The organism is Butyricicoccus sp. (genome assembly GCF_977037065.1).
On record NZ_CDRQNY010000019.1, the window covers coordinates 21,996 to 47,806 of the forward strand.

The 25,811-nt window shown below is 55.5% G+C and carries 25 protein-coding genes, 4 tRNA genes and 1 rRNA gene; 4 read left to right on the plus strand and 26 right to left on the minus strand.

Going from position 1 to position 25,811, the window contains the following annotated elements; translation table 11 throughout:
• Positions 1–5: 5 nt before the first annotated feature.
• A complete protein-coding gene (locus ACWVX6_RS07755; RefSeq protein WP_118478834.1) occupies positions 6–581 on the minus strand; it encodes a TetR/AcrR family transcriptional regulator in 576 nt (191 codons plus the stop codon).
• Between the two features lie 198 nt (positions 582–779).
• On the opposite strand from ACWVX6_RS07755, the gene ACWVX6_RS07760 reads away from it, so the two are divergent.
• Positions 780–3,266, plus strand: coding sequence for an efflux RND transporter permease subunit (locus ACWVX6_RS07760; protein ID WP_455152829.1), 2,487 nt, complete (start codon positions 780–782; stop codon positions 3,264–3,266).
• Positions 3,253–5,391, plus strand: coding sequence for a hypothetical protein (locus ACWVX6_RS07765; protein ID WP_455152830.1), 2,139 nt, complete (start codon positions 3,253–3,255; stop codon positions 5,389–5,391). The genes ACWVX6_RS07760 and ACWVX6_RS07765 overlap by 14 nt, the downstream gene beginning before the upstream one ends.
• Positions 5,392–5,622: 231 nt before the next feature.
• On the opposite strand, the gene ACWVX6_RS07770 is transcribed toward ACWVX6_RS07765, so the two are convergent.
• The 18 genes from ACWVX6_RS07770 to ACWVX6_RS07855 form a co-directional block, all read right to left on the minus strand.
• The gene (locus ACWVX6_RS07770) at positions 5,623–6,174 is read right to left on the minus strand and encodes an ECF transporter S component (RefSeq protein ID WP_455152831.1); all 552 of its coding nucleotides are present in this window, start codon (positions 6,172–6,174) and stop codon (positions 5,623–5,625) included.
• A gap of 102 nt (positions 6,175–6,276) precedes the next feature.
• On the minus strand, positions 6,277–8,025 hold the full coding sequence (locus tag ACWVX6_RS07775; protein WP_455152832.1) for an S-layer homology domain-containing protein: 1,749 nt from the start codon (positions 8,023–8,025) through the stop codon (positions 6,277–6,279).
• 54 nt (positions 8,026–8,079) lie between these two features.
• A complete protein-coding gene (locus ACWVX6_RS07780; RefSeq protein WP_455152833.1) occupies positions 8,080–8,922 on the minus strand; it encodes a hypothetical protein in 843 nt (280 codons plus the stop codon).
• A gap of 85 nt (positions 8,923–9,007) precedes the next feature.
• Positions 9,008–9,949, minus strand: a complete 942-nt coding sequence (locus tag ACWVX6_RS07785; protein ID WP_158580252.1) for a 1-phosphofructokinase family hexose kinase — start codon at positions 9,947–9,949, stop codon at positions 9,008–9,010.
• 166 nt (positions 9,950–10,115) lie between these two features.
• Positions 10,116–10,340: a hypothetical protein gene (locus tag ACWVX6_RS07790; RefSeq protein ID WP_270579838.1), complete on the minus strand. Its 225-nt coding sequence runs from the start codon at positions 10,338–10,340 to the stop codon at positions 10,116–10,118.
• Between the two features lie 13 nt (positions 10,341–10,353).
• Positions 10,354–10,836 carry a 23S rRNA (pseudouridine(1915)-N(3))-methyltransferase RlmH gene (rlmH, locus tag ACWVX6_RS07795; protein WP_270579837.1) on the minus strand — a complete coding sequence of 161 codons (483 nt, stop codon included), beginning with the start codon at positions 10,834–10,836 and terminating at the stop codon, positions 10,354–10,356.
• Complete coding sequence (locus ACWVX6_RS07800; RefSeq protein ID WP_455152834.1) at positions 10,818–11,627, minus strand: MBL fold metallo-hydrolase; 810 nt, start codon at positions 11,625–11,627, stop codon at positions 10,818–10,820. The genes rlmH and ACWVX6_RS07800 overlap by 19 nt, the downstream gene beginning before the upstream one ends.
• A gap of 22 nt (positions 11,628–11,649) precedes the next feature.
• Positions 11,650–12,108, minus strand: coding sequence for a GNAT family N-acetyltransferase (locus ACWVX6_RS07805; protein WP_455152835.1), 459 nt, complete (start codon positions 12,106–12,108; stop codon positions 11,650–11,652).
• A gap of 78 nt (positions 12,109–12,186) precedes the next feature.
• Positions 12,187–13,473, minus strand: coding sequence for a UDP-N-acetylglucosamine 1-carboxyvinyltransferase (locus tag ACWVX6_RS07810; RefSeq protein ID WP_118761256.1), 1,287 nt, complete (start codon positions 13,471–13,473; stop codon positions 12,187–12,189).
• A 188-nt stretch (positions 13,474–13,661) separates the two neighbouring features.
• Complete coding sequence (locus ACWVX6_RS07815; protein WP_455152836.1) at positions 13,662–14,489, minus strand: hypothetical protein; 828 nt, start codon at positions 14,487–14,489, stop codon at positions 13,662–13,664.
• A 23-nt stretch (positions 14,490–14,512) separates the two neighbouring features.
• Complete coding sequence (locus tag ACWVX6_RS07820; RefSeq protein WP_455152837.1) at positions 14,513–15,829, minus strand: hypothetical protein; 1,317 nt, start codon at positions 15,827–15,829, stop codon at positions 14,513–14,515.
• A complete protein-coding gene (locus ACWVX6_RS07825) occupies positions 15,826–17,601 on the minus strand; it encodes an ATP-binding protein (protein WP_455152838.1) in 1,776 nt (591 codons plus the stop codon). Before ACWVX6_RS07825 ends, ACWVX6_RS07820 begins: the two co-directional genes overlap by 4 nt.
• Positions 17,602–17,604: 3 nt before the next feature.
• Positions 17,605–18,300: a response regulator gene (locus tag ACWVX6_RS07830; RefSeq protein ID WP_110436083.1), complete on the minus strand. Its 696-nt coding sequence runs from the start codon at positions 18,298–18,300 to the stop codon at positions 17,605–17,607.
• Between the two features lie 40 nt (positions 18,301–18,340).
• Complete coding sequence (locus ACWVX6_RS07835; protein ID WP_118285006.1) at positions 18,341–18,880, minus strand: NUDIX hydrolase; 540 nt, start codon at positions 18,878–18,880, stop codon at positions 18,341–18,343.
• 15 nt (positions 18,881–18,895) lie between these two features.
• The gene (locus ACWVX6_RS07840) at positions 18,896–20,806 is read right to left on the minus strand and encodes a glycoside hydrolase family 13 protein (protein ID WP_455152839.1); all 1,911 of its coding nucleotides are present in this window, start codon (positions 20,804–20,806) and stop codon (positions 18,896–18,898) included.
• A gap of 215 nt (positions 20,807–21,021) precedes the next feature.
• The gene (gene trxA / locus ACWVX6_RS07845; protein WP_116705145.1) at positions 21,022–21,330 is read right to left on the minus strand and encodes a thioredoxin; all 309 of its coding nucleotides are present in this window, start codon (positions 21,328–21,330) and stop codon (positions 21,022–21,024) included.
• 12 nt (positions 21,331–21,342) lie between these two features.
• Positions 21,343–22,155: a DNA-3-methyladenine glycosylase family protein gene (locus ACWVX6_RS07850; protein ID WP_455152840.1), complete on the minus strand. Its 813-nt coding sequence runs from the start codon at positions 22,153–22,155 to the stop codon at positions 21,343–21,345.
• On the minus strand, positions 22,152–22,526 hold the full coding sequence (locus ACWVX6_RS07855; RefSeq protein WP_455152841.1) for a DUF3783 domain-containing protein: 375 nt from the start codon (positions 22,524–22,526) through the stop codon (positions 22,152–22,154). The genes ACWVX6_RS07850 and ACWVX6_RS07855 overlap by 4 nt, the downstream gene beginning before the upstream one ends.
• A gap of 140 nt (positions 22,527–22,666) precedes the next feature.
• Here ACWVX6_RS07855 and ACWVX6_RS07860 point away from each other — a divergent pair, with 140 nt between their 5' ends.
• A complete protein-coding gene (locus ACWVX6_RS07860; protein ID WP_455152842.1) occupies positions 22,667–23,464 on the plus strand; it encodes a ZIP family metal transporter in 798 nt (265 codons plus the stop codon).
• Between the two features lie 131 nt (positions 23,465–23,595).
• Here ACWVX6_RS07860 and ACWVX6_RS07865 read toward each other — a convergent pair whose 3' ends face one another.
• Positions 23,596–24,312 carry a LytR/AlgR family response regulator transcription factor gene (locus ACWVX6_RS07865; protein WP_455152843.1) on the minus strand — a complete coding sequence of 239 codons (717 nt, stop codon included), beginning with the start codon at positions 24,310–24,312 and terminating at the stop codon, positions 23,596–23,598.
• A gap of 187 nt (positions 24,313–24,499) precedes the next feature.
• Here ACWVX6_RS07865 and ACWVX6_RS07870 point away from each other — a divergent pair, with 187 nt between their 5' ends.
• Entirely contained in the window at positions 24,500–24,724 is a 225-nt protein-coding gene (locus ACWVX6_RS07870) for a DUF6514 family protein (protein ID WP_118360650.1), read from the plus strand.
• 8 nt (positions 24,725–24,732) lie between these two features.
• On the opposite strand, the gene ACWVX6_RS07875 is transcribed toward ACWVX6_RS07870, so the two are convergent.
• From ACWVX6_RS07875 to rrf, 6 genes are all read right to left on the minus strand, one after another.
• Positions 24,733–25,101, minus strand: a complete 369-nt coding sequence (locus ACWVX6_RS07875; RefSeq protein WP_118360649.1) for an Hpt domain-containing protein — start codon at positions 25,099–25,101, stop codon at positions 24,733–24,735.
• 141 nt (positions 25,102–25,242) lie between these two features.
• A tRNA-Thr gene (locus ACWVX6_RS07880) sits at positions 25,243–25,318 on the minus strand.
• 35 nt (positions 25,319–25,353) lie between these two features.
• Positions 25,354–25,430 (minus strand) — tRNA-Asp (locus tag ACWVX6_RS07885).
• A gap of 14 nt (positions 25,431–25,444) precedes the next feature.
• Positions 25,445–25,521 (minus strand) — tRNA-Ile (locus ACWVX6_RS07890).
• A gap of 60 nt (positions 25,522–25,581) precedes the next feature.
• Positions 25,582–25,657 (minus strand) — tRNA-Asn (locus tag ACWVX6_RS07895).
• Between the two features lie 27 nt (positions 25,658–25,684).
• Positions 25,685–25,801, minus strand: a 5S ribosomal RNA gene (gene rrf / locus ACWVX6_RS07900).
• Positions 25,802–25,811: the final 10 nt, after the last annotated feature.

Below are 25,811 nucleotides of genomic sequence, written 5' to 3' on the forward strand. Positions count from 1 at the left end.
TTTACTCAGTTCTGCACTGCATCCGACTGCGGCACCAGCGGTGTCAGCGGTGTCAGCAGCTTAGTGATCAGGCTGACCATCTCGGTCTTCGGGATGGGCTGCGACTCAGTGATCCACTTTTCGGTCATGCCGATGACGCCGGTCGCAAGGAAGCGTGCAGCATACGCATCCTCGACACTGCGGTACGGCAGCAGCTCCATGCGGCATTCCTCGATAACGCCGATCATCTTTTTGCCGAAACCATCCGGCGCATTGACCTTGATAAGTGCGGTGACGATCTCACGATTCTCCTCCAGATAATCCATCAGACGGCTGAGCACCAGCTTGAGCGTTACCGTCTCACTCGGGCGGATGGCCGCGATCATCCCGCGGAAATCCTCGATCATCCCTGTCTCGATCTTATCGCGCAGGTCATACACGTCCCGATAATGCGCATAAAATGTGCCGCGGTTGATATCCGCTTCGCGCACTACGTCGGTCACGGTGATGCTCTGGAAGTCCTTCTGCTGCATCAGCCGCGTCAGTGCCTGCCGCAGCAGCTTTTTCGTTCGTCGGATGCGCTTATCCTCCACTTCTGCCATGGTATTTCACTCCATTCATATTGCTTTTTCCGTCCATTTCCGTAATTCGCATTTTAACGAACACATACAATATTTTTGTATGTTATCATTCACTCTTATCATATTTGATTATTGCGTTCGTTATCCTTATGTACTATACTATAACACGAAAAGAAATCCTACACAATATCTATTTCTGAGAAAGATGGTGTTTTCTTTGTGAAACTTAAAGGACATAGCCCTGTTGACCTGATCATTAACAATCGAAAACTGATTGAAAAGATCTATATCGTACTGATCATCTTCAGTTTAATCTGTGTGCCGATGGTTGGGATCAACTACGATTTAACAAAATACCTGCCGGATTCGTCTCCGTCCGCACAGGCGCTGGACATCATGGAGGACGAATTTACCTATCCCGGCATGGGACGCGTCATGCTCGAGGATGTGACGCTGTACGAAGCCAAAAACATAAAGGACCGTATCGCGGACGTTGACGGTGTGGACATGGTCATGTGGTGCGATATGGCCACCAATATCTACGGCTCGAGCGAATTCATCAACTATGACAATATCGACGACTACTACAAGGATAACACCGCCTACATGGATGTTATCTTCACCGACAAGGACTCGTCCAACCAGACCCACAAGGCGGTGCGTGAGATTGAAAACATCGTCGGTGACAGAGGTTTGGTAGCAGGCTCCGCTGTATCGGATACCAACCTCGGCCCGACCATTAACAAAGAGGTCGCCCGTGTTATGGCACTGGCCGTTGTCATTATTTACATCATTCTGACAATCACGACCACCTCGTGGTTTGAGCCGGTGCTGTTCCTGTCCGTGCTCGGCATTGCAATCCTCATCAACATGGGCACGAACATCATCTTCGGCGAGATTTCGTTCCTGTCCAACGCCGTTGGTGCGGTGCTGCAGCTGGCCTGCTCGATGGACTACTCCATCTTCCTGCTGCACGCCTTCACGCAGGAGCGCGCAACCGGTGCCGAACCCGAACAGGCGATGGCGAACGCCTGGCGAACCGCCTTTTCATCCATCGGTGCTTCCGGCATGACGACCATCGTCGGCTTTGCCGCCATGGCACTGATGAACTTCGGCATCGGCCCGGATATGGGCTTCGTATTGGCCAAGGGCATCGCGCTCAGCCTGCTGACCGTGCTGCTGCTCATGCCGGCGCTTATCCTGCGTTCGCAGAACATCATTGCCAAGACGCAGCACCGTCCGTTTATCCCCAAACAGGGCCGCGGCATCGGTGAATTTGCGTACAAAATCCGTCGCATCGTATTTCTTGTGGTTGTTATCATCATCATTCCGTGCTATATTGCACAGGGTATGGCGAATTTCTCTTACGGCAACGAGGCCGTTGCAAACTCACCCGGTACACCGGTTTACGAGGCCGAGCAGCAGATGAATGCCAAGTTCGGCAAGAGCAACATGATGATCGCACTTGTCCCGCCCGACAGCAACATCACCGAGAAAAAGATGACCGAGGAGATCGACGACCTGTCCTACGTCAAGTACGCGCTCAGTCTGTCGTCCGTTCTGCCGGAAGGCATTCCCGAGGATTTCCTGCCGGAGAACATCACCAGCCTGATGCACTCGAAAAACTGGGCACGCGTGATTATCAACGTGCGTTCCGCCGGTGAAAGTGACGATGCCTTCAAATTCTCGGACAACATCCGCGCGATCATTGATAAGTATTACCCGAACGAAACGACCTACCTTGTCGGCGTAACGCCGTCCACGCAGGATATTAAGGATATTATTGTGCCGGACTACAACCGCGTCAACATCGTTTCCCTGCTGGGTGTAGCACTCGTTATCGCGATAACCTACAAGGCACTGATCCTGCCGATCGTCGTACTCATCCCGATCGAGTGCGCGATCTTCATCAACACCGCTCTGCCGTACATTTACGGTCAGCGAACCATGTACCTTGGCTTTATCATCGTCGGCTGTATCCAGCTGGGTGCTACGGTTGACTATTCAATATTGATGACCGGCAACTATCTGGATGCCCGCTCACAAGGAGATAAAAAAGAAGCCGCAATACGGGCGGTATCGGTCAGCGCCGAATCGGTTATGACCTCCGGTCTGATCGTTATGACGGTTGCCTACGGTCTGTACTTCATGACCTCGGTCGAAGCGATTTCCGGTCTGGGCCAGCTGATCGGCCGCGGTGCGCTGATCTCGGTCATTCTCGTACTGTTCTTCCTGCCGATGTGCCTGATGCTGTTCGACCGCTGGATCGTCAAGTCGGATTACGCAGAAAAGAAACACGCCAAGATGAACAAGATCCGCGCGACCAAGATCAAGCTGCCGATCCTGAGCGAGCTGCACCAGCAGCGCGTCAACCTGCAGAACCAGATCCGCGAAAACCGCAAGGCACGCAACAAGGAGCTGCGCCTCAAACTCAAGAACCTGATGAACGGCGATGGCTTCAAACTGCCGCAGAACTACATGCCGCCGACGCAGGAGCCGTCCAAACAGCAGCAGACCGAAGAATCCGCACACAAGCGCATGATCGGCAAAAAGCTGCGTATGCGCATCCATAACCGCATTGAGATGCGGAAGGAACAGCTTGAGCATCTGGCCCAGCGCCTCGGCAGCGACAAAAACAAGCCGAACAACAGCCAGAACGACAACCAGAACGATAATACGGAGGAGAACGACCATGAAAACAGATAAGCTGCGCCGACTGACCGCAGCCTCGCTTGTTCTTGCGTTCACGCTGCCGCAGGCGGCACAGGCCGCCGCGCCCACGGTAGAAACCGACGAATCGGTATATATCAACATGGATTACTACGGTGCGCCGACCAATACGCGCATCGTAAAGGGTGTCAGCCTGAACGGCCACACCGAGTTCACCGATTTCGGCAGCTACGCAGATGTGTACAACATGAGCACCTATGACGAGCCGGTCATCAAGGACAATTCGGTGTACTGGAAGCTGTCCGACACCAGCAAGCAGCGCTTCTACTACGAGTGCATCCCGACCGACAAGGTCAATATCCAGATGCCGTGGAACTTTGATGTTTCCTACAAGCTGAACGGTGTTTCGGTCAAGGCGGAGGACTGTGCAGGCGCAAACGGTCTGGTAGAGATCACCATTCACGCGGTGCCGAACAGCTACGCGAGCGACTACTACAAAAACAATATGATGCTCGTCTGCGGCACCGGTATCGACATGAGCAAGGCGCTTTCCATTGATGCACCGGGTGCACAGGTTCAGTCCGTGGGCACCTACAAGCTGGTCGTATTCATGGGTATGCCGGGCGAGGAAAGCACATTCACCGTGCGTATCGGCTCGGAGAACTTTGAGAGCATGGGTATGTTTATGTTTATGACGCCGGCTACTCTGTCCTCGCTAGATATCATCTCCGACCTGAAGGACGTCAAGAACCGCCTGAGCGATTCCGGCGACAGCCTGTACTCCGGCATGAGCAGCATGCTCGACACCATGCAGTCCATGCAGAACGGCATGGGTACGATGTCGAGCGGTATTTCGGGCATCAATGCCGTGCGCCAGCAGCTGATCAAGGACCGCGGCACGATTGATCCCAAAACGGATGCCGCGCTGACCGCTCTGGAAAAGCTGACCGGCGAAAGCGATTCGCTGATCCCGGAACTGAATAACACCAAGGACACGCTCGTTAAGCTGAACGCGACCACGAACAGCATTCTCGATACGTTCGAGGAGTCCGGTGCGGATATCACCGAGTACCAGACGCTGCTGCAGAATATCCGTACCTCGCTGAATAATCTCGAGGATCTCATGGATGATCTGGATGACAAGACAGGTTCGGAATGGCTGTACATCAGTGAGTTGCAGAGTGATATTAAGAATCTGAAGGATGACCTGAGCGATATTCAAAGAGATATGAAAACCCTGAATGATCGTATCAAAGCCCTTGAAAACACGAATGACAGCATTGGTTCTGCACTGACTAACATCCTGCAATTACTGGTAAAGAAGCAAGTCATCGACGAAACAACCGCAGAAACCTTTGGTAAACTTATATCGGACATTTCTAAGAAGTGCAGTGACCTGACCACTTCGATGAGAAATCTGACTTCTACCATCTCCGGTACTGCAGATTCCCTTTCCGGATTTCTCACCACTTCGGACGGTATCCTCGACAATCTCGACGACATCTGCGACATTCTCGACGATTACAAGGGCCTCGGTCAGGACTTCACCGCCGAGGGCAAAAAGCTGACCGAACTCGCCAACACCACACTCGGCCGCGTCAACCAGCAGCTGACCGAGATTCCGGCACTGACCGAGTCGCTCAACCAGCTGACCTCGAGCACCTCGTCCTCCATCGACAAGGGCACCGAGCTGATCGGTACCACCACCAAAACGCTCACCGCGTCCTACCAGCTGCTCGACACGGTCAACAGCACACTGCGCTCGGTCCGCAGCGACGCGGATGCCAGCACACAGACCACGCTCGACGGCCTGCTCGATGTGCTTGATAAGGCTTCCCGCTCGAACAGCTCGAATAAGCTGCAGAACGCGACCGATGATATTCATAATGCCATCGACGACGCTAAGACCGACCTTGAGGACGATACCAACATCCTCAATATCGACTCCTCGGCCGACCTGCAGTCTGTCACGAGCAGTATGAACCCGACACCGAGCAGTCTGCAGTTCATCCTGCGCACGCAGGAGATTTCGACCGACGATGACGATGGTGCTATCACCTCGGATCAGGATGCTGCCGACGAAGGCGTTCTTGCGCGTATCGTGAATATCTTCAAGAAGCTCGCAAGCGCGATTTACGGCGTATTTGCTTCGGAAGAGTAACCGCATATAAACCAAAAGGACAGGAAAATTTCCTGTCCTTTTCTTTATCCACAGGTTGGGGATAATCGCGTAACCGTATGGTGTGAAACCGTTTATTAAGGCAATACCGCACAATTAAAGCAGCGGCGGGATGACCCCATCCCGCCGTTCCACAGAGAATCACACGATAACAAATCAAAATTCGCATAAAAAAACGGTTCCGGAGACGGAACCGTTTTTCCTATCCATTTATCAAGCGCGAATCTTCTCGCCCATCTCCGCGCTTGCGTGACTGAGTACCGGAAGCAGCACCGCACCAACGATAATACCCGCAATGCCCTGCACGATATTCATCGGCACGCCGAGAACAACCGCGGCTGCCGCAGCGCCCATGCTGCTGCCCATCACGACTTCCATGCCGACCTCATACACAAAGTAGCCCAGAACCATAATGATCTCTGCCGGAATGCCGCACAGAACCACACGGGTAATCGTATTCATGCCCTTGCCTGCCATGTGGTGATACAGCCAGCCGCCGAGCAGAGCGGTCAGCGCCTTGATGACAAACGTACCGGGCACCCATGCCATGTAGCCGCCGATAAGATCTGCCATCATCGAACCGATACCGGCTGCCAGTGCACCCAGACCGGGACCGAGCAGAATGCCGCAGATCAGCACCATGCCGTCACCGAGGTGAATGTAACCCTGTGTCGGCGTCGGAATGCGGATGATCATCGTAGCAACTGCCGTCAGTGCCGCCAGCAGTGCTGCCAGCACAAGCTTTCTGATGTTTTTTCCTGTCATATCGCATACCCTCTTTTCCAGTAATTCTGTCTGTAAGCCTATTGTATGCGATATTGTGGCTTTAGGAAAGTGTCAGTTCACGCAAGTTTCACAAGGTCAGTTTCAGGCATTCGCCTTGAAATTATTGATGTAGTAATCACCGTTTTCGTCGTCCATCACAACGCAGACCAGCTTGCCCTTGGAGACAACCTTGGCCTCATCAACGCCTACGCAGATCCACTTGCGCGGGTCAACCGTGGTCTTGAGCTTAGCCGCCGCGTCTGCCGCCTGCTTTTCATCCGCAAAGCGCAGAACAACGATGGAATGTGCCTGCGAGGTAATCATAGACTCGGAGGCCACGCCTGCCTCAAACTTGATGTCATCCGTACCAAGGTACCAGAACAGGCCGCGGCTCATGCCGTCCTCACCCATGCCGTTGTAGAGTGCCTCCTCGGCAACGCCCATGCCGCCGAACGGACGCGCACCGTAAATCTTGCTCACCAGTGCGGAAAGCTGCTCGTCCACCTTGACGGTCTCCGGCTGCTCCGGCTCGGTCACCTCCGGCTTTTTATAGCCCCAGGCAGCCTCGCCGTACTTCTTCATGAACAGGTCGTAATTCTCGTTGTAGCGCTTCTTATACACGCTTTCGATCTGCGGGTCGAAGGTGTAAGCCGTGCCGTCGATGGTAATCTCGGTCCACGCGTGAACCGACTCACTGCCCTTGGGCGAAACGCCGGTGCCCGGAATCGCCTGTGCATCAAAGCCGACCTGACGGGCGAGGTAAGTAAAGCCTGCCGCCCACGAGTAGCAGTTGCCCTTGTGGGTCTTAAGCATATCGGTCGCGGAGGTCAGCGCCCAGTCGCTCTTCGAAGTGTCAGCCGCGCCGATGCCGAGATAGCCGAACGTATTCTTCGCGTAATCATACACCGCACGCAGCTTCTGCTGCTGGGTCATGCTGTCCTTGACAACGCTCTTTACTGCCGAAGCCAGCAGCGCGTCCAGTTCGGTCGAGCCGGTGATGTAGTAGCCGTTATGGTCAAGCTCGAGCGAGCCGATGAACTTGTCATGGTCAAACTGCTTGTCATCGTTGACATGGAACAGCTTGCCGCCAATATTATGCCAGCCCGGCGTCAAATCGGTAGTCTCCTTATCGAACGAAGTCCACTTTTCGGAGCCGCTCGACTTGTCAAACTTATGGTCGGTGGTTGCCTCAAGCATATCCCAGTATGCCCAGTGCGTGTTCGGCACATCCGGCATAATACGGATGCCCTCACTCGTATTGATCGTAAACTCATCCGCCTGACGGCCGAGCACACGGTTGAGGATAGTTACCGTCTCCGCACGGGTAATCGGCGCATTCGGGCGGAAATTCGTGCCTGCCGAAATCCAGCCCTGTGCCAGAGCGGTCTGCACCGCATTGTACGCCCAGTTGGTCCTGGGTACATCGGCAAACGACTTGTCCGTGCCGATGTCGGTGTGCGGGAAGCGCGACAGAATCGCTACAAACTCTGCACGGGTGATCTTGGCGTTCGGCTTGAATGTGCCGTCCGTGTAACCGTTCACCAGACCGAAATTAATCATCTGACAGACGGCATTCGCATACCACGCGGAAACCGAAACATCGCTAAACAGATAATCCCTATGCTCACCCCAGTCCACCAGCAGGGACGTGAGCAGCTTGCTCGCCTCTGCGCGGGTGATGGATGCATCCGGGCGGAAGGTGCCGTCCGTGTAGCCGTTCATATACTGCATATGCTCTGCGGTATTCAGCTGCGGCTGCGGCGCCGAATTCTGAGCCGCGCACGCGGTAATGGGCAGCGAAGCCGCCATCAAAGCCGCAAGCGCACCTGCGGTCATTCGTTTTTTCATCATACTTCCATACTCTCCTTCAGATCGTTTTCGGGGATAGTATTGAATTAGACGGAATCACTCGTCATTTGGTTCCCTGTTTTGCTCATCTTTTTTACTTTTTTCTTTTTCGGGATCGAGCACGACCGGAATGAGCGCTGCCGCCAGCTTGCCCTTGCCGCGGTGCTTGACGTAGAAAAAGCCGATGATGGAAAACGCGATTGCACCGATGCAGTTGACCTGCAGATCCTTCATCGTGTCGATCAGGCCAATATCCAGATAGCCGCCAAGCTGCTCGGTCCAGTCCTCACCGTTGACGATGACCGACTCGATTGGCACATGCACCGGCACATTCAGGCCGTCCGGGTTGAGCGACACCGTGTTGACCTCGTGCACAACATAGTCCTTCTGCATGTCCGTGTGCATCACCTGATCGGCGGTAAACTCGAAAAATTCCCACAGCACGCCGACCGTCATGGAGAAGCAGAACGCCACGATAGCCAGGAACAGCGGCGACAGCTTGAAGGTAAATCGTTCGCTTCGGTTGAACAGATCGACCAGGCAGAAGCCGACGGCCGCGACCAGAAATCCGTTTATCGTGTGCAGCATGGTGTCCCATCCGGGAATGATGGTGTAGAACGAGTTGATCTCGCCCAGGATCTCGGCGGCATAGATGAAGCAGTAGATGATAGCTTCCATCATCGGCGGGATGTCGATGGCAAGCTGTTTTTCAATCAGCGTCGGCATCGCCAGCAGCACAAGCGACAGCACGCACACGAACATATTCTCATACCGCTGCATGAACGCACAGCGGATGAATGTCAGCACGACCAGCAGCGACAGTACGCCGCGAATGGTTAGTCTGCGGCGCACGCGGCGGCGCTGCTCCGTGACGCGCTGCTGTAATTGTTTTTTATCCATATTTGTTAACTCCTTGAAGTAATCGCGAAAAGAGTAAAAGAGAGAACAACGTGTTTCGTTGTTCTCTCCATAGTTTGTGTATTGCTTACAGAACGTAAACCTGCGTGGTCTCGTACACCTCGTAAACCTTCTTGAGAGAGGCCATCTCGGTGCCGGCCAGACGGGCACATGCACGGCCCATCGCAACGGCGTAGCGTGCCACCTCGTCAAACTTCATGCCCGCATGCATAGCGTTTGCAATCGCACCGACCATTGCATCACCGGTACCGACCGCACCTTCGTCGTAGATTTTCGGGTTGGTAGTAACGTACAGCGACTCCGGCTCGTCCTTTGCGGTCAGCAGAGCGCCCTCCTGACCCATGGAAACACAAACAGCCTTTGCGCCCATATCCAGCATCTTGCGTGCGGAATGTACAACGACCTCGGGATCGGCGGACGGCTTGTCGCCTACAGCCTCAGCCAGCTCGAAGATGTTCGGCTTTACAAAGTCCGGCTCGCACCTCAGTGCCTCCTGCAGCAGCTCGCCCTGTGCGTCGATGATCAGCTTGCAGCCGTGCTTCTTGATGGTCTTGCACAGCTTACGGTAGTTCTTCAGCGGGAACTCCGGCGGCGTAGAACCCGACAGAACGAAGATATTGCCCTCGTCCAGATAGTTCTCCATGCGGTCGAGCAAACGCAGGAAATCCGAATCATCCAGCTTGTTGCCCGGCTCATTTACCTCGGTATGGCCGCCCTGCGCATCAATGATCTGCGTATTGACACGGAGTTGTCCCGCAATATCAACAAAATCGTGGTGAATGTCCGCTGCTGTCAGCATGTCCTTCATAATGCGGCCGTTTGTGCCCGCACTGAAGCCAAGCGCAATACTGCTGCCGCCCAACGCCTTGATCGCGCGCGACACGTTGATGCCCTTGCCGCCCGGTTCCAGATGACTGGACACCGCGCGATTAAGCTTGCCCACCTGCAGCGGGTGCTCGATACGCTGCGTACGGTCCAGTGCAGCGTTAAGCGTTATCGTGATAATCATGGGACGCCCCTCCTGAAATATAATTTCCCTCATCGCGGCTTCGCATTTGTCCCGTGCGAATAACCGCGTTCTCATCTATATTACATTTTACAAAATCTTATGAATAAAGTAAATGGTTTTTCTTGATGTTAGCCACATTTAACCGGGTTGTTTTTATACCCAAACTTTATTTGAGCCAGCCGGAGTCACCGCACCACGGACACTCCCACTGTTTGCCCGTGACTTTTGCTTCCGCGCCGCACATCGGACAGCGCATTTTGCCGGTCTTTGGCTGCGGCCTCGGCTTTGGCGGCTCTTTCGGCGGTTCCTGCTGCCGACGGTACAGCCGCACAAAAAAGACTACGCCGAGCAGCAGCACCACGGCGATCGCCGCGAGCTGTTCTTTTGTCATGCTGTCCCTCTTCTCACTTGTGGTACTTGCCGCCCGCTGCGATATTGAGCGCGCGGTAAATCTGCTCGAGCACCATCACTCTTGCCAAATGATGCGGAAACGTCATCGATGACATGGACAGCCGCAGCGCCGCCTTCTTTTTCACCCGCTCGGACAGGCCGCACGAGCCGCCGATGAGTACGCAGATCTTGCTTGTCCCCGATACGGTCAGCTTGCCGAAATAGTCCGCCAGCTGCTCAGAGGACATCGGCTTGCCTTCCACGCACATCGCAATCACAGACGCGCCGGGCAGCAGCTTACTCTCGATGAGCGCGGCTTCCTTTTCGAGCGCCTGCGCGACCTCGCCCTCAGAGGGCGTCTGCGGCAAGCGCTGCTCGGGCAGCTCGATGATCTCTAATTTACAATATGCGCCGAGGCGCTTGGTATATTCCTTTACGGCGTCTGCCCAGAATTTTTCTCCGAGCTTTCCGACGCAGATCAGCCGGACAGAGAGCATAGCCTTTCCTCCCCAAATGATACCGGATGCTCCATGTGCTCCTTCGGCGCAACGAGCACCTCGCACGCGGGCAGTCCGCGCAGCGCCGACAGCGTTTGCTGCCGCGCCAGCTCCGGCATGTTGTTTTTCTCACTCAGATGCGCCAGCACAAGCGTTCGCGTGCCGCTTTTCACCAGATCCGCTGCAAACACGGCGCAGTCCGGATTGGACAGGTGCCCGCTCGGTCCGGCAACGCGCATCTTGAGTGAATACGGGTACGGACCGGCCTGCAGCATATACGGATCGTGGTTGCTCTCCAGCACGACCATTTCACAGCCGCGCAGAAGCTCGGCCGCATCGCGCGGCACAAAGCCAAGGTCGGTCGCAAAGCCGAACCGGCTGCCGCCGTGCTCGAATATGTAGCCCGTGCTCTCGGCTGCGTCATGCGGCGTCGGAAACGGCACAACGTCCACATCCCTGACCCAGAAGCGCTCGCCGCTGTCGAATACGTTCAGACGGTCGGCGTACTCCGGATTCTTTTCCTCGAAAGCCTCGGCTGTGCCGCGAGTGGCGAACACCGGCGCCTTCGCTTTTTTAAGAAACATCGGCAGTCCCTTCACATGATCAATGTGCTCATGCGTCAGCACCACCGCCGAAATATCCTCCAACGTGAGCGACAGTGCCTTCAGCGCAGTTGTAATCCTGCGCAGCGACACACCGAGATCGATCAGGATCGCGGTGCCGTCCGCCATATATAAGCCGCAGTTGCCGCTCGAACCACTGGCGATACTGTAATAATAATGCTCTGCCATAGTACTCCTTCAGCAGTTGTTTTCATCCGTTTGTGTGCTGCAGAAAGGCGGTTCGCGTTAGAATCATCGGTGTGACATTGCCGCGGTAAAACGCGAACGGTTCCCCGGCAATCTCTGCGCCGAATCCGGTAAGAATGTGCACCGTTGCGTCTCTCGCTTCGAGGGAAATGTTATCCACATCCTGTGCAAAAACATCTTCCAGCACACATTTCAGCAGAAAGGTTCCCTTGTGCTGTCCGCGCAGTCTGCGCGCGACCGTGATACGGCCCATGTGCCACTGCCCGCCCTCGCGGTAGATGGCCGCTGTGCCGACGAGTTCGCCGTCCTGCTCCATGCACCACCACTGCGGCTGCTTATCCGCCGGAATGAAGTTCAGCTCCTTCGGAATATCCTGCTCGTCCGCGAAAATCTGCGCAGCAAAAGCGAGAACCGCATCCATGTCCGCATCAGACGCACGCCGAACCATGCATTCTGCTTGCATTCTGCTCATCTGCCTTATATTCTGCAAAAAAGGCGAAAGGATGCTCCCTCCGCCTTTTTTCCTCATTACAATTAGAAATTACTTGTTCTCGGCGCTTTCCGGAATCTCGGAGCGATACATATCCGCACCCAGAGCAACAAACTTCTCTACAAGCGTCTCATAGCCGCGCTCGATGTTCTGCACCTGCTCGACCTCGGTAACACCCTTGGCTGCCAGACCGGCGATAACCATCGCCGCGCCTGCGCGCAGGTCGTGTGCACGAACCGGAGCACCATTCAGCTCCCTGACACCCTCAACAACCGCGATCGCGCCATCCACATGAATGTTCGCACCCATGCGGGTCAGCTCCTCGGTATAGCGGTAGCGGCTGCCCCAGATCCCCTCGGTGATGATGCTGGTGCCCTCTGCCAGACACAGCGCCGTCGTCATCTGCGGCTGCATGTCGGTCGGGAAGCCCGGGTACGGCAGGGTCTTGATGTTGGTCTTGGTCAGCTTGCCCTCGCGGCGAACGAGCACCGCATCGTCAAACTCGGTGACCTCAACGCTCATCTCACGCAGCTTTGCGGTGATGCACTCCAGATGACGCGGAATAACATTCTTCACCAGAACCGAACCGCCGCAGGCTGCAACGGCTGCCATGAAGGTGCCCGCCTCAATCTGATCCGGAATGATGGAGTAACTGCCGCCGTGCAGGCTCTCTACACCGCGGATCTTGATCACATCGGTGCCGGCGCCCTTAACATCCGCACCCATTGCATTTAGGAAGTTCGCCAGATCGACAATGTGCGGCTCCTTCGCGCAGTTCTCCATAATCGTCTGACCCTTGGCCAGAACAGCTGCGAGCATGATGTTCATGGTCGCGCCGACCGTAACAACGTCAAAATAAATATGTGCGCCGTGCAGACCGTCCTCGGGTGCCTCGACCCGGATGTAACCGCCCTTGGGCAGCGTTACCTTTGCGCCCAGAGCTTCAAAGCCCTTGATGTGCTGGTCGATCGGACGGACGCCGCCGAAGTTGCAGCCGCCGGGCATTGCTACCTCAGCAAAGCCGTACTTGCCGAGCAGCACGCCGAGCAGATAGTAGGATGCGCGCAGCTTGCGCTCCAGCTCGTGCGGCTTGAGGCTCGGGTTCTGCGCATTCTGGATTTCCACCGTAGTGGCGTTGATCTGGCGGATCTGCGCACCCAACTCGCGCATGATCTCCATCTGCAGCGTTACATCAATGATCTTGGGCACGTTTTCAAGACGAACCGGGCCATCTGCCAGCAGAGCCGCCGGAACGATTGCGACCGCTGCATTCTTTGCGCCGGAGATGGTCACCTCACCATTCAGCGTCTTGCCGCCGTTGATTACATACTTTGTCAATCTACCTACTCCTCACTAAGCCTTGGCGCGGAAATCTCCGCGTTTTTCTCCGAATACTGTATCTTATGTCAGCGAATGACTGTCCGTGCCGACCCTCTTTGCAGGCAGCTCCGACAGCGGCTAAACCCATTCGCGTAAAATCTCACTAATACATTTTACCACAATTTCAGATAAAGAAAAGCAGTTTTTCAGTTTTCTTCACCGATGATCGTCTTTTTGTCACAATCCACCAAATATTCGCCTGTTTCGGTGTCAATCTTCCAAGTAGGTGTAAGACGAATACGGCGGCTGCTGTCGGTTTGCATACGATAACCGGCCGTCATCGACTCGATCGTACCGGTTTCGCCGCTTTCTGCGGCAAACTGCAGCAGAGCATCTGCTGCGCTGCAGGTAATGCTGATGCCGTTCGCGGTGGTATACGGCGTGCCGAAGCTCCACAGTCCGACGAGCGACACCGAGCCGTCTCCGGCAGAAAAGTCCAGTGTCAGCCGCCGGTTGTGCACCGGCAGTCCGGCGACCGAGCCGGTCAGCGTAACTGCCATGTCCTCCGCCGTCCAGTGGGCCTGCTCGGCCTGAAAGCCCCACCGGCTGCACAGCCGGCGCGCCTGCTCGAGCGCTTCCGATGCGGAAGTCGGCGCAGATTCAGTCAGCGTATAGTCCGCCTGCACATTGCCGTCCGCCTGCCACTCGAGCGTGCCCTTGTCACTCTCAAAGCACACCGTGCCGTCCTCCTGCTCGGTGCGTTCAGCGTGTTCGCCCAGCATGGCGGCTGCGATTTTTTCCTCATCTGCACGGCTGCGGTCGAGCGACAGCTCGGGCAGCGTGATGTCCTCCGGAAACGAGAACGCCGTATCCAGCTGCATCCCTCTGGCGCTCACCAGCGTGCACAGATTGGCCTCAAGCTCACTCGTTCTCCGGTGGCTTTGCCAGCCGCGTACCGCCAGATTGCCCAGCAGAAACAGGTTGATTGTAAGCAGTATTGCGATCAGTATATTTTTGACTTTATCCCATTGCAAGCGCTCTCATCTCCCTTCTGCGGTCACTCTGCCGCATTTTTCAGATAGAACCGGCTCGGTACATACTGTCCGTCCTGTGCCCGGTAGGCTGCCATCAGACCGCGTTCCGCGCCGGAGGCTCCGGCTGCCGCCTGTTTTGCAGGCATGACCGTGCGTTTGCCGCCGGTCGGCTGAAATTTCTGCAGCCGAATCGTTGCCGTGCGCAGCGCACTGCCATCGAATACGAAAGTTGCAAAGTCCGCGTCACCGAGCACCGGCACGCCGCTGTACATCTGCAGAAAAATCAGTGTGGTTTGCTCGCCGCTGCGCTCCACCGCGTACAGCGACGCATGCGTATCCGTATCGCCCGCTCGCTGCGCCGCATCGAGAATCAGCCGGGCGCAGTCCAGCTGTGCATCCAGCGCCGCCGCATCCGTGATATCGCTTTCGTCATAAGCGCTCACCGTTGCCGAGCCGTCCGTGGACGCGTACTGCACCAGACCGGACGCATTCAGCCGCAGCGTGCTCGTATCATCGAGGAACACGCGGACAGTTCCGTCCTGCTCGTTGTAAAAATCCGTGTAGGCCGTGTAGCCGAATGCACCAAGCAAATCCTCCAGTCCGGTGCCGCTCTGTCCGGCAAACAGATTGATCTGCGCCGGCTTCAGCACCGGAAGCGACAGCGCCTCGCTGTCAAACAGCAGCGTTTCCGGATAGACCGCATACGCATCTCCCGCAAAGCTGCACGACAGACCGCGGAAGTTCTTCTGTGCCTCCCCGAGCGCATTCTGCGAGACCGCTGCATCTGCAGCATACAGTCCGCCATCTGCCATGCGGACAAACAGCCGCTGCACACCGGCGGCATACACCAGTGTTTCGACCTGCAGGCGGTCGTTATCCTTCCACGAGCCGCCCAGCCAGCCCGCAATAGACTGCATCGGGATCGCACCGTGGTAGCGCAGCAGCGCACAGCTGCCCGACCGCAGAGCCGTGCACAGTTCACTCTCATCAGCCGGCCGCAGCCCCTCACCTGTGAGCGCCTGCGACCACAGCGAACGCGTTGCCGTGATGCCGGCGTCAATATCGGTCAGATTGTACTGCACGCCGTACAGCTTGCCGTCAACGGTCAGCGCCATCTGTGCCGGATCCGCCGCCGAAACACCGGAGGACCGTATCTCATAGCCCACCGCACCGCCTACAAAGCGGTCGTGCAGACGGCGGAGTGCGCTGTCTGCGGGCATTTGCGCAATGTTCAGACCCATCAGCCAGTTTACCGCGCACAGCACGCCCATCAGTCCGCACAGCACCAAAAGCGAGATATTCTTTGCGGTGTTCTTCGCTGAGCGTTTCGCACCTCTCATACCTTACCCTCCCTGCCGTGCGGCTTGAGGTCGGTCGGAAGCGTGATCGTCACGGTCGTGCCCTTGCCGTATTCACTGGTCAGAGCGATCTTGCCCTCGTGCTGCTCAACGATCTCCTTGGCGATCGCCAGACCCAGTCCGGTGCCGCCTGCGGCACGCGAGCGTGCCTTGTCCACGCGGTAGAATCGCTCAAACAGGCGCGGCACATCGTCCGCCGGAATGCCGACACCGTTGTCCTCAACTGTGATGCGCACATGATTTACGCCTGCGCGCTGTGCCGTCAGACGGATCCTGCCGCCCGAAGGCGTGTACTTGACCGCGTTGGACAGAATATTTACCACAACCTGCTCGATGCGTTCTCTGTCGCCGACCATCGGCGGCAGGTTCGGCTCGGTCTCAACGAGGATCATGTGACCGCTGTCCTCGGCGGTCAGCTTCATGGCATTCGTCACCTTTTTCAGCAGATCGGACACCGAGAACCGCGTCATACGCAGCTCCATCCGTCCGTAATCCAGCTTGGAAAGCGTCAGCAGATCGGTGACAATGCGCGCCATGCGCTCGCTCTCGCTCGAAATAACGCCCAGGAACTGCTTTTCCGTGTCAAGCGGCAGCTCTCCGGCGGCATCGAGCAGCGTTTCAGTGTACGAGCGGATATTCGTCAGCGGCGTGCGCAGCTCGTGCGACACGTTTGCCACAAACTCGCGGCGTGCGTCATCCAGACGGCGCTGCTCGGTGACATCGTGAATGACCGCGATGACGCCGCCCTCGCCGTCCAGTGCGCCGTAAGGCGCCAGCGTGACGGACAGCACGCGCCCAAATCGCGTAATCTCGTTCGTAAGGAAGCTGCGCGAGACGGTTTCGTCCGTATCCGGCATGTCCAGATCGGCGAACATCTCATCAAAGCTCAGCTTCTGCTCTACACGCACGCCCAGCAGATTTTCGGTTGCCGGATTCATGTGGATGAGCGTGCCGTCGGTCGTGAAGGCGGCTACGCCGTCGGTCATGTGCAGGAACAGCGTGTTCAGCTTGTCGCGCTCGCCCTGCACCTCGCCGACCGTGTTTTTCAAACGGTGCGCCATGTAATTGAACGAACGGGTCAGCTCGCCGATCTCATCCGACGACTGCACGCCGAGGTCCTGATCGAAGTTGCCTTCCGCGATCGACCGCGCCCCCTCGGTGATGCGCTCGATCGGCGTGGTGATGGTCTTGCTGAGCAGGAAGGACAGCAGGATAGCCGCCAGCAGGCCGAACATCATCGCCTGCATGACAATCTGGAAGAACCGCCACGACAAATCGGAAATCTCCCGCTTGTTGTCCGCGATATACACGATGTAGTCCACCGCACCGTCGCCGTTCTTGTCGAGCGGCACCGCAATGTCCATAATGCTGTCGGACACCGCCGAGCGCGTTCCGGTCTCTCCTGCCATTGCGGCAATGACGTTGCTCGTGCGGGTGACGGATACGTTCGGGTTGGAGCCGTCAAGGAAGCCGCCCTCACTGTCGAGAATAGCATAGTTGCGGTAATCGTCAATGCCGAGTCGGCTCTTGTGTGCATCTATGATGGTTTTCAGACCATCCGTGCCGGGTTCGGCAGCCGCCTCCTGCATGGAGCGGATGGTGTCGGTCGTGAACACCGCCTGCATCTGCTCATAAAAGCTGTTCAGATAGAAGGTGTTGATACTGTTGATCAGAAACGTGCCGACCACCGCCATAACGGATACGATCAGCAGCACCAGAATCAGCACCAGTTTTCTGTGTAGTGAACGGAACATAGCTTACTCCCCGTCAGCAAAGTAATATCCCATGCCTCTTTTTGTGATGATGTATCTGGGACTTGCCGGTTCATCCTCGATCTTCTCGCGCAGACGGCGGATCGCCACGTCCACCGCACGCAAGTCGCCGTAGTAGTCATAGCCCCAGACCTGCTCCATCAGCTCCTCACGGGAGAAAACCCGTCCCGGAGCAGCGGACAGGAAGCACAGAATATCAAATTCCCGCGCGGAAAGCTCGAGCGGATGGCCGTTTTTGTACACCATGCCGTTGTCCTTGGATACACGCAGACCGCCGCCGGACGGCGCTTCTGCCTTTTCCCTGTCCTCTCCTGCGTAGGTACGGCGCATGTTCGCCTTGACGCGCGCCATCAGCTCACGCATAGAGAACGGCTTGGTGATATAGTCGTCTGCACCCAGCTCGAGACCCATGACCTTGTCGGTCTCTTCCTCACGGGCGGTCAGCATGATGATCGGCGTGTCCTTTTCCGCGCGCACCCGCCTGCAGACCTCGAAGCCGTCCATCTCGGGCAGCATCACGTCCAGCAGAATCAGGTCAGGCGCTTCCTCAAGCGCGCAGCGCAGACCTTCCGCGCCGTCATACGCCGCGAGTGTGTCGTAGCCCTCACGCTGTAAATTGAATACCAGAATGTCTGAAATGGCCTTTTCGTCCTCAACCACAAGGATTTTTTTCTTATCCAAACCCTTTCCTCCTCTGCACTCTCCAATCTCCACTCTTATCTTAGTAAAGATTCTTCAGCTTTGCTCTATACATAGCCGCCACCGTTTTTGCATCGCGGATCTCATCCCGCTCGATCATTTTTTCTACCTCTGCGATCGGCAGGCGCACGACCTCGACAAATTCGTCCTCATCCGGCTGCATTTCTCCTTCGGTCAGGTCAAGCGCGGCAAACAGGTAGGTCACCTCGGTCAGAAAGCCGGGCGACGGATAAATCGCGCCGAGCGGCACGATGCGTCCGGCGGTACAGCCGGTCTCCTCCTTCAGCTCGCGGATGCCGCATTCCTCAGCGTCCTCCGGACCGTGATCCATCTTGCCGGCGGGCATTTCGAGCAGCTCGGTATCGAACGCATAGCGGAACTGCCGCACAAGAATAACGTTGCCGTCCTTGTCGATCGGCAGCACGCCGACACCGCCAACATGCTCACAAACCTCGCGCGGCGCGGTTTTGCCGTTCGGCAGCGATACCTCGTCCACACGAGCGGTCATGATCCTGCCTCTGAACTTATATTCGCTGGAAAGCTGTTTTTCTGTCATATCCATAGAAAAAAATCCTCCTTAATCGGCTGCATTTACACAGCGCAGGATATAGGCGGTCTCCGGCGGGACGGATACGATCAGACCGTCCGGGTCGGCGTACGCGAAGCCCTCGCCGCTGAGCAGGTCGAGCGCATACAGCGCATCAATTTTTGTTTCCGCATACTGGTGTCCGCGGTTGACCACGATCACCAGACGCGAGTCTCCGCTCGTGCGCTCGTATCGCAGCAGTGCACCGGCTGTCGTATCGCTGAACTGCAGGTCGCCGTCCGCGAGCGTCTGCTCCTCGGCACGGATTTCGCACAGCTTGCGGTAGAACGCTAGCAGCTCCTGGTTTTCGTGTCCCCACGGGTAGGTCCGGCGGTTGAACGGGTCCTCGAAGCCCTGCTGACCGGCCTCATCACCGTAGTAAATGGTCGGCGAACCCGGCATGGTGAACTGGATGACCGCCGCCATCCGCAGACGGCGCAAGGCGATTTCCAGACGGTCCGGCGGCAGCTGATAGTGTGCGCGGCCGTTTCTGTCCATCTTCCACTCGTTCTCGGTTACGCCGAGAAGGGTGAGCGCACGCGCGGTGTCATGCGTACCTACAACGTTCATCAGGTTGTAGAACACGTCCCGCGGGTAGTTTTCGCGGATGCACTCCATGCTCTCCGCGAAATGCTCGGCAGTGCCGCCGTTCAAAAAGCCGAAGATGGCGTCTCGCAGCGGGTAGTTCATGACGGAATCCAGTTCGCCGCCCTGGAAATAACGCCGACGCTCGGAGTACGCAATTTTGTTGGACGCATCCTCCCACACCTCACCGATGATGAGCGCATCGGATTTCTCCCTGCGGGCGGCAGCGTTCAGCTTCTGGATGAAGCTGTCCGGCAGCTCGTCGGCAACATCCAGCCGCCAGCCGGACGCGCCCAGCCGCAGCCAGCGGCGGACCACGCTGTCCTCGTCCTCGATGATGTAATCCTGATAGCTGCCGTCGGTCTCATTGACCTGCGGGAGCGTGTAGATGCCCCACCACGAGCCGTACTCGTTCGGCCAGTTGTGGAAGTCAAACCAGCTGAAATACGGCGATTCCTTGGACTGGAACGCGCCTACGCTGTCATAATGGCCGCGTGCGTTGAAGTAACGGCTGTCGTAGCCGGTGTGATTGAACACGCCGTCCAGTACAACGCGCATGCCGCGTCTGGTGGCTTCGCTGCACAGCGCACGGAAGTCCTCCTCACAGCCGAGCAGCGGGTCGATGCGCTTGTAATCGCCGGTATCGTAGCGGTGATTGGAATACGCCTGAAAGATCGGATTGAAATAAATGGTGGTAACGTGCAGGCTCTCCAGATAATCCAGCTTGGCGTATACGCCGCGCAGCGTACCGCCGAAAAAGTCGTTATTGAGAATTTCGCCGTGCTCATCCGGCAGGTATACCGGAATATCGTCCCAGTTCTGATGCAGCACACGCGGGATCACGCCTTCGCCCTCCGGCTGCTCGGGCGCCTTGTCGCGGCAAAAGCGGTCCGGAAAAATATTGTAGGTGATGCCCTCACCGAACCAGCGCGGCGTATGGTACTCGCCGTCGTATACGGTCAGCTGGTACTTATCGCCGACCGACTCGAGCAACTCCGCCTGACCGCCGTAGCCGCGTGCACAGTAGTGCAGACCATCCGCCAGCTCCACCGAGAAATAATACCAGTACAGACCGGGGTGCGGCGGCGTATAGGTTACCGTATACCGATCGTGCGAGCCTTGATAGCCGCACCAGTGCAGCGGATAGGATTCGGCCTGACAGCCGTCTTCCTCAATCCAAAGGGTAACATGCAGCGCGCCCTGTGCCCGCTGCGGATAAACAGAAAACTCGACCGCCTGCCCTGCCGGTACCGCGCCATACGGCTTCTTGCATGCAGTGCTGCGGGAGTGAAACATACTATCAGAAATGCGATTCACGCAAGCTCCTCCAAACATATATCCTCTTGCCAAATCATACCTTACCATTATATCAGAAATATTGGCGGTAGTATTTTTAGTATAGCACAAAACCGCAGAACGGTAAACAAAAGCTGTCGCACGAAAGAAAAGAAAACCGGCTCAATACAAACTTTTTAGGTGCAAAGCAAAGAGCTGGCTCCGATGGAGTCAGCTCTTTTGATCCGGTTTTGATTTTAGCCGAGCAGGTTCAGAATTTCTTCCTTCGGCATAGCGCCGACAGCCTTATTGGCAACCTCGCCGTTCTTCATCACGATCAGGGTCGGGATGGAGACAATGCGGAACTGCATGGACAGCTCACCCTGCTCGTCTACATTGATCTTACCGACCTTGATATCGTCACGCTCGTTTGCGATCTCGTCCACGATCGGCGAAACCATGCGGCAGGGACCGCACCACGTTGCCCAGAAGTCCAGCAGGACCGGCTTGTCCGACTTCAGCACTTCGTTCTCAAAATTTTCCTTCGTAATGGTTACTACTGCCATATTGAACACTCCTTAGCCTTTCAGTGATAATTCATAGTAAAATGCATACTGCTGCATGACACCCGCAAAGCCTTTATAGCGTTTCAGCGGAAACCCTTTCGGATAGTGTGTGTCCAGCATTTGACGGATATGCGTATCGACCGGAAACGCGTCGATGTGATGCAGCGCAAACAGACAGATACACTCCGCAACCTTGATGCCGACACCGGTCAGACGCAACAGCTCGGCTTTGGCGCGGGCGTAATCCATGTGCCGGATAGCTTCCAGATCGACCTCACCGGACGCGACCTGCCGTGCTGCAGCGCAAATGTATTTGGCGCGGTAGCCGAGCCGCACCGGTGCAAGGTCCTCGGGCGTGCACACCGCCAGACGCTCTGCCGTGGGAATGCTATTGTATACCTGTTCACTCTTATTATAACAGATTTCCCCGAAAAGGGAACACAAATTTTCGACACACTTGGTAATCCGCGCGATATTGTTCTGCTGCGAGATGATAAAGCATAGAATAGTTTCCCACAGATCCTGCCGCAGAATACGCAGTCCGCCGCCGTATGCAACGGCGTTCTGCAGATAGGTATCGCGTTTGGCAACCGCGGCTTTGCAGCGGCCGTAGTCCGCATCCAGATCGAAATACGGCCGCCAGATGGCGTTAAACTCGTCTTCATCGCAGTCGAACCGTACGGTCCGGCCATTCTGCTGAATATTCAGCAGGTGTGCTCCCGCAATTAAGTTGTACGACTTATCCCCAACCCTGTGGAAGCGGAAGCACTGACCGGAGTTTGCGATTTGGTCGATGTCGAAATCGTTCAGTACGCGCTCGATCATTGGTGCATAGCCTCATGCTCGCGCACCAGCTCGGCAAACAGGTCACTCAGCGTCCAACCGATATTGTGCTCGGTGACCATGGCTTTGTACGGCACGGAAACACCGTATGCCTTCATTTCACGGAGCAGAATGTCCAGTCTCTTTTCGGTAAAGCCGTCCAGCACCATCATCGGTGCGGAAGGCGCATCTGCAGTCCCATCAGTCGGCTCAAAGCCCCTGCGGTTCAGCAGAAAGCCGACCGTCTGACCGGCAGAGACTGCTTCGACGTTCTTAATCCGCACGCCCATGCGAACGAGCACGGTCTTAAGTGCCGCAGTCTGTTCGCTCGGCTGCGGCTCGAAATATAACACTTTTTCACGGGATGCCGCCATAGTGGAACCCTCCTGTTTTATTCTCATAGGATTGTATACTAATATTATATCATTTCTGTCAAGTCCCCTATTGACAGACAGTGTGTTCGGTGCTATGCTCATAGTTAGCAACAACCAACCAATTAAAAAGAGAGGTGCGTATGATACAGCAGACATTGCTTTGGGCGGCCGCAGGCACAGGCTTCACCTTCCTGATGACCACGATCGGCGCCGCCATGGTATTCTTTATGAAACGGCAGTCCAGCGCTCTGATGCAGCAGATTTTCCTCGGATTCGCGTCCGGTGTGATGATCGCCGCGTCCATCTGGAGTCTGCTCATTCCCGCGATTGACGAGGCCGCGCAGAACGGCCAGCCGGGCTGGATACCCGCTGCAGGCGGCTTTATCCTTGGTTTGGTGCTTATGCTTACGCTGGACGGCTTAATGCCGCACCTGCACAGCGGCGCAGAGCAGGCCGAAGGTCTGCCATCCTCCTTTCGGCGAACCACGCTGCTTGTTCTTGCAGTGACGCTGCACAACATTCCGGAAGGCATGGCTGTCGGTCTGTCATTCGCTCGCGCTGCGCAGCACACCGGCAACGCAGGATTGTTTGCAGCGGCAGGCGCGCTTGCCATTGGCATCGGCATTCAAAATTTCCCGGAGGGAGCCGCAGTCGCGCTTCCGCTCCATCAGGAGGGGCTGAGCCGTACGCGCTCGTTCGTTTACGGTTCGCTGTCCGGCATCGTTGAGCCGATTTTCGGCGTGCTTGTCGTGCTGTGCGCGTCCGCGCTGACACCGTTCATGCCGTGGCTGCTGTCCGCTGCGGCAGGCGCGATGCTGTACGTTGTGGTCGAGGAGCTGATTCCTGAGGCACATCTCGGTGAGCATTCACATCCGGGCACGCTTGGTGTGATGGCGGGTTTTCTGGTGATGATGGTGCTGGATACAGCTTTGGGATAATTGAAAATGAAGAATTGAGAATGGAAAATGAAGTTTTCTTTCTCCTTCCCCCAAAACGAAAAGCGTCCCAATGGGACGCTTTTCGTTTTTCAGATAATCCGTGTTTTAACTTTGCCTAATACAGATTATCCTCAATATCTATTATGAATCTGTTTGCAGTAATCAAAATAGACTTGCCGCAATTCCTTCAGATTTTTCTTGCGAATGAGCACCACATCGTCGTTTGTAAGGATAAAGTCCTTATCCACAGCTTTGACGTAGTTCATATTCACAAGGAAGCTCTGGTGGCACCGCAGAAAACACGGAGCCGTCAGTTCCTGCTCAATCTCGCTGAGTTTTTTATATAGTGTGTATGTCTTTTCGCCCGCCTGATGCAGAATGCACTGTGAGTTATGGCTTTCCACATACATAATCTCTTCGCGCGGAATGTGTAGCACCTGCAAACGATTCTTGATCGCGTATGTATTCTCGACGATATCGGACAATACACGGTGCATGGTTCGCTCGAACGTCTTCGGGGTATATGGCTTGAGCAGATAACCGGATGCACCGACTTCAAAGCTGTCCGGTGCAAAATCCAGCGCAGCAGTACAAAATACGATCGTGCCCTTGTAGCCAATCTCACGCAGACGGCGTGCTACGTCAATGCCGAGCGGCGGGTCCATCAGAATATCCAGCAGAATAATATCAAACCATCCGCCATCCCCAAGCTCATAATAAAGCGGTTCACCGCTGTCGTACATTTTGTAGGAATAGTCAATCGCATGTGAATTGCAGTAATGACTGAGAAAATCCGCAAGGATATCTCGTTCTAACGCCGAATCATCACAAATTGCGACCCGCAGCATGGTTATTGACAGTCCTTTCTCGTCAGTTTTTGTCGAATTTCTTAGCGGTTTCTTAACACATTCTGCCGATTTCACAAGATTCTGTTCCAATTTCACAGAATAGCAAAAACCGCGTGATTCTTCTGATAAAATAAACATGTTCCCAAATGAAGTGGGAACATCAGCAAATATCGACGGAGGAAGCATCATGTTTGTCTACAAAGTAATCAGAAAAAATCACTATTCGCCTGAGACCGGAGCTTACATATCTTTCGGTATCAGTGCTCACGATCCGCAGCACGGACAAACCTGCTTCGTCCCCGATGTGTTCATCGGTGAGCCGGAAGCTCGCGCCTTTACCGAACGCCTAAATACGCTTCAGGTGTCGCCCATCCATTTGATTGATGTGATTGAGGACACATTAGGCGTTTAACACGCAGATTACATAAAAATGCCCAGTTCAGAGGCCAGAGAGCGAATTGCCTGCACAATGCCGATGTATTCGGCCGTGACTTCGTATCGCAGTTCCGTGATTTCCTCATCCCGATTGCCGCGCAGCGCTTGCAACAGTGCTGCGCTCTTCTTTTCCAGCCGTATAAAGCCAAAGCTGCGTGCCTGTCCGGTCAGCGTGTGTACCGCTTTGATTGCCGCATCGCGATCGTGCCGACCCAAGGCATCGTTCAATTCCGCGCAGCAGGGCTCGTCCAAAAATCGGATCAGGAATTTCTGCAGCATATTCTCGTTGTAAAAGCGACGGCAGGCTGCTTCAAAATCTCCATCTATCGCTCGATAAAATTTATACAGAGACATATCGACATCTCCCTACAGATATTCTATCATTTCAAAAATCGACTAGCAAGAGGTGAAAATAGTTTTCTATCGTCATTTCTCGACAAAGATCGCGTTTTGCAGTAAAAGAAAAACGCCTGATCAAATGATCAGGCGTTTTTATGGAGCTGCTAACCAGATTTGAACTGGTGACCTCATCCTTACCAAGGATGCACTCTACCGACTGAGCTATAGCAGCGAAAGAAAAAACGGCACGATTACGGTACCGTTTTTTGGCGACCCGGATGGGACTTGAACCCACGGCCTCTAGCGTGACAGGCTAGCGCTCTAACCAACTGAGCTACCGGGCCATATTAACTTAATTTGGTGGGCCTTCGGGGACTTGAACCCGGGACCGACCGGTTATGAGCCGGTTGCTCTAACCAACTGAGCTAAAGGCCCATATAGGGAATCGACTTTACCCTGCCGTCACGATAAAGTGACGGCAAAGCATTGTCTGAATGGCTCCTCAAGTTGGACTCGAACCAACGACCCTGCGGTTAACAGCCGCATGCTCTACCAACTGAGCTATTGAGGAATATCGAGCGGATCTGCGATCCGCAGGTGTAGGCGTTGAGTTATCTTCCCGGGCCGTCGCCAGCCAAGTATTGTCACCGTAAACGAGCTTAACTACTGTGTTCGGAATGGGAACAGGTGTACCCTCGTCACCATTAACACCTACTATTTCGTTG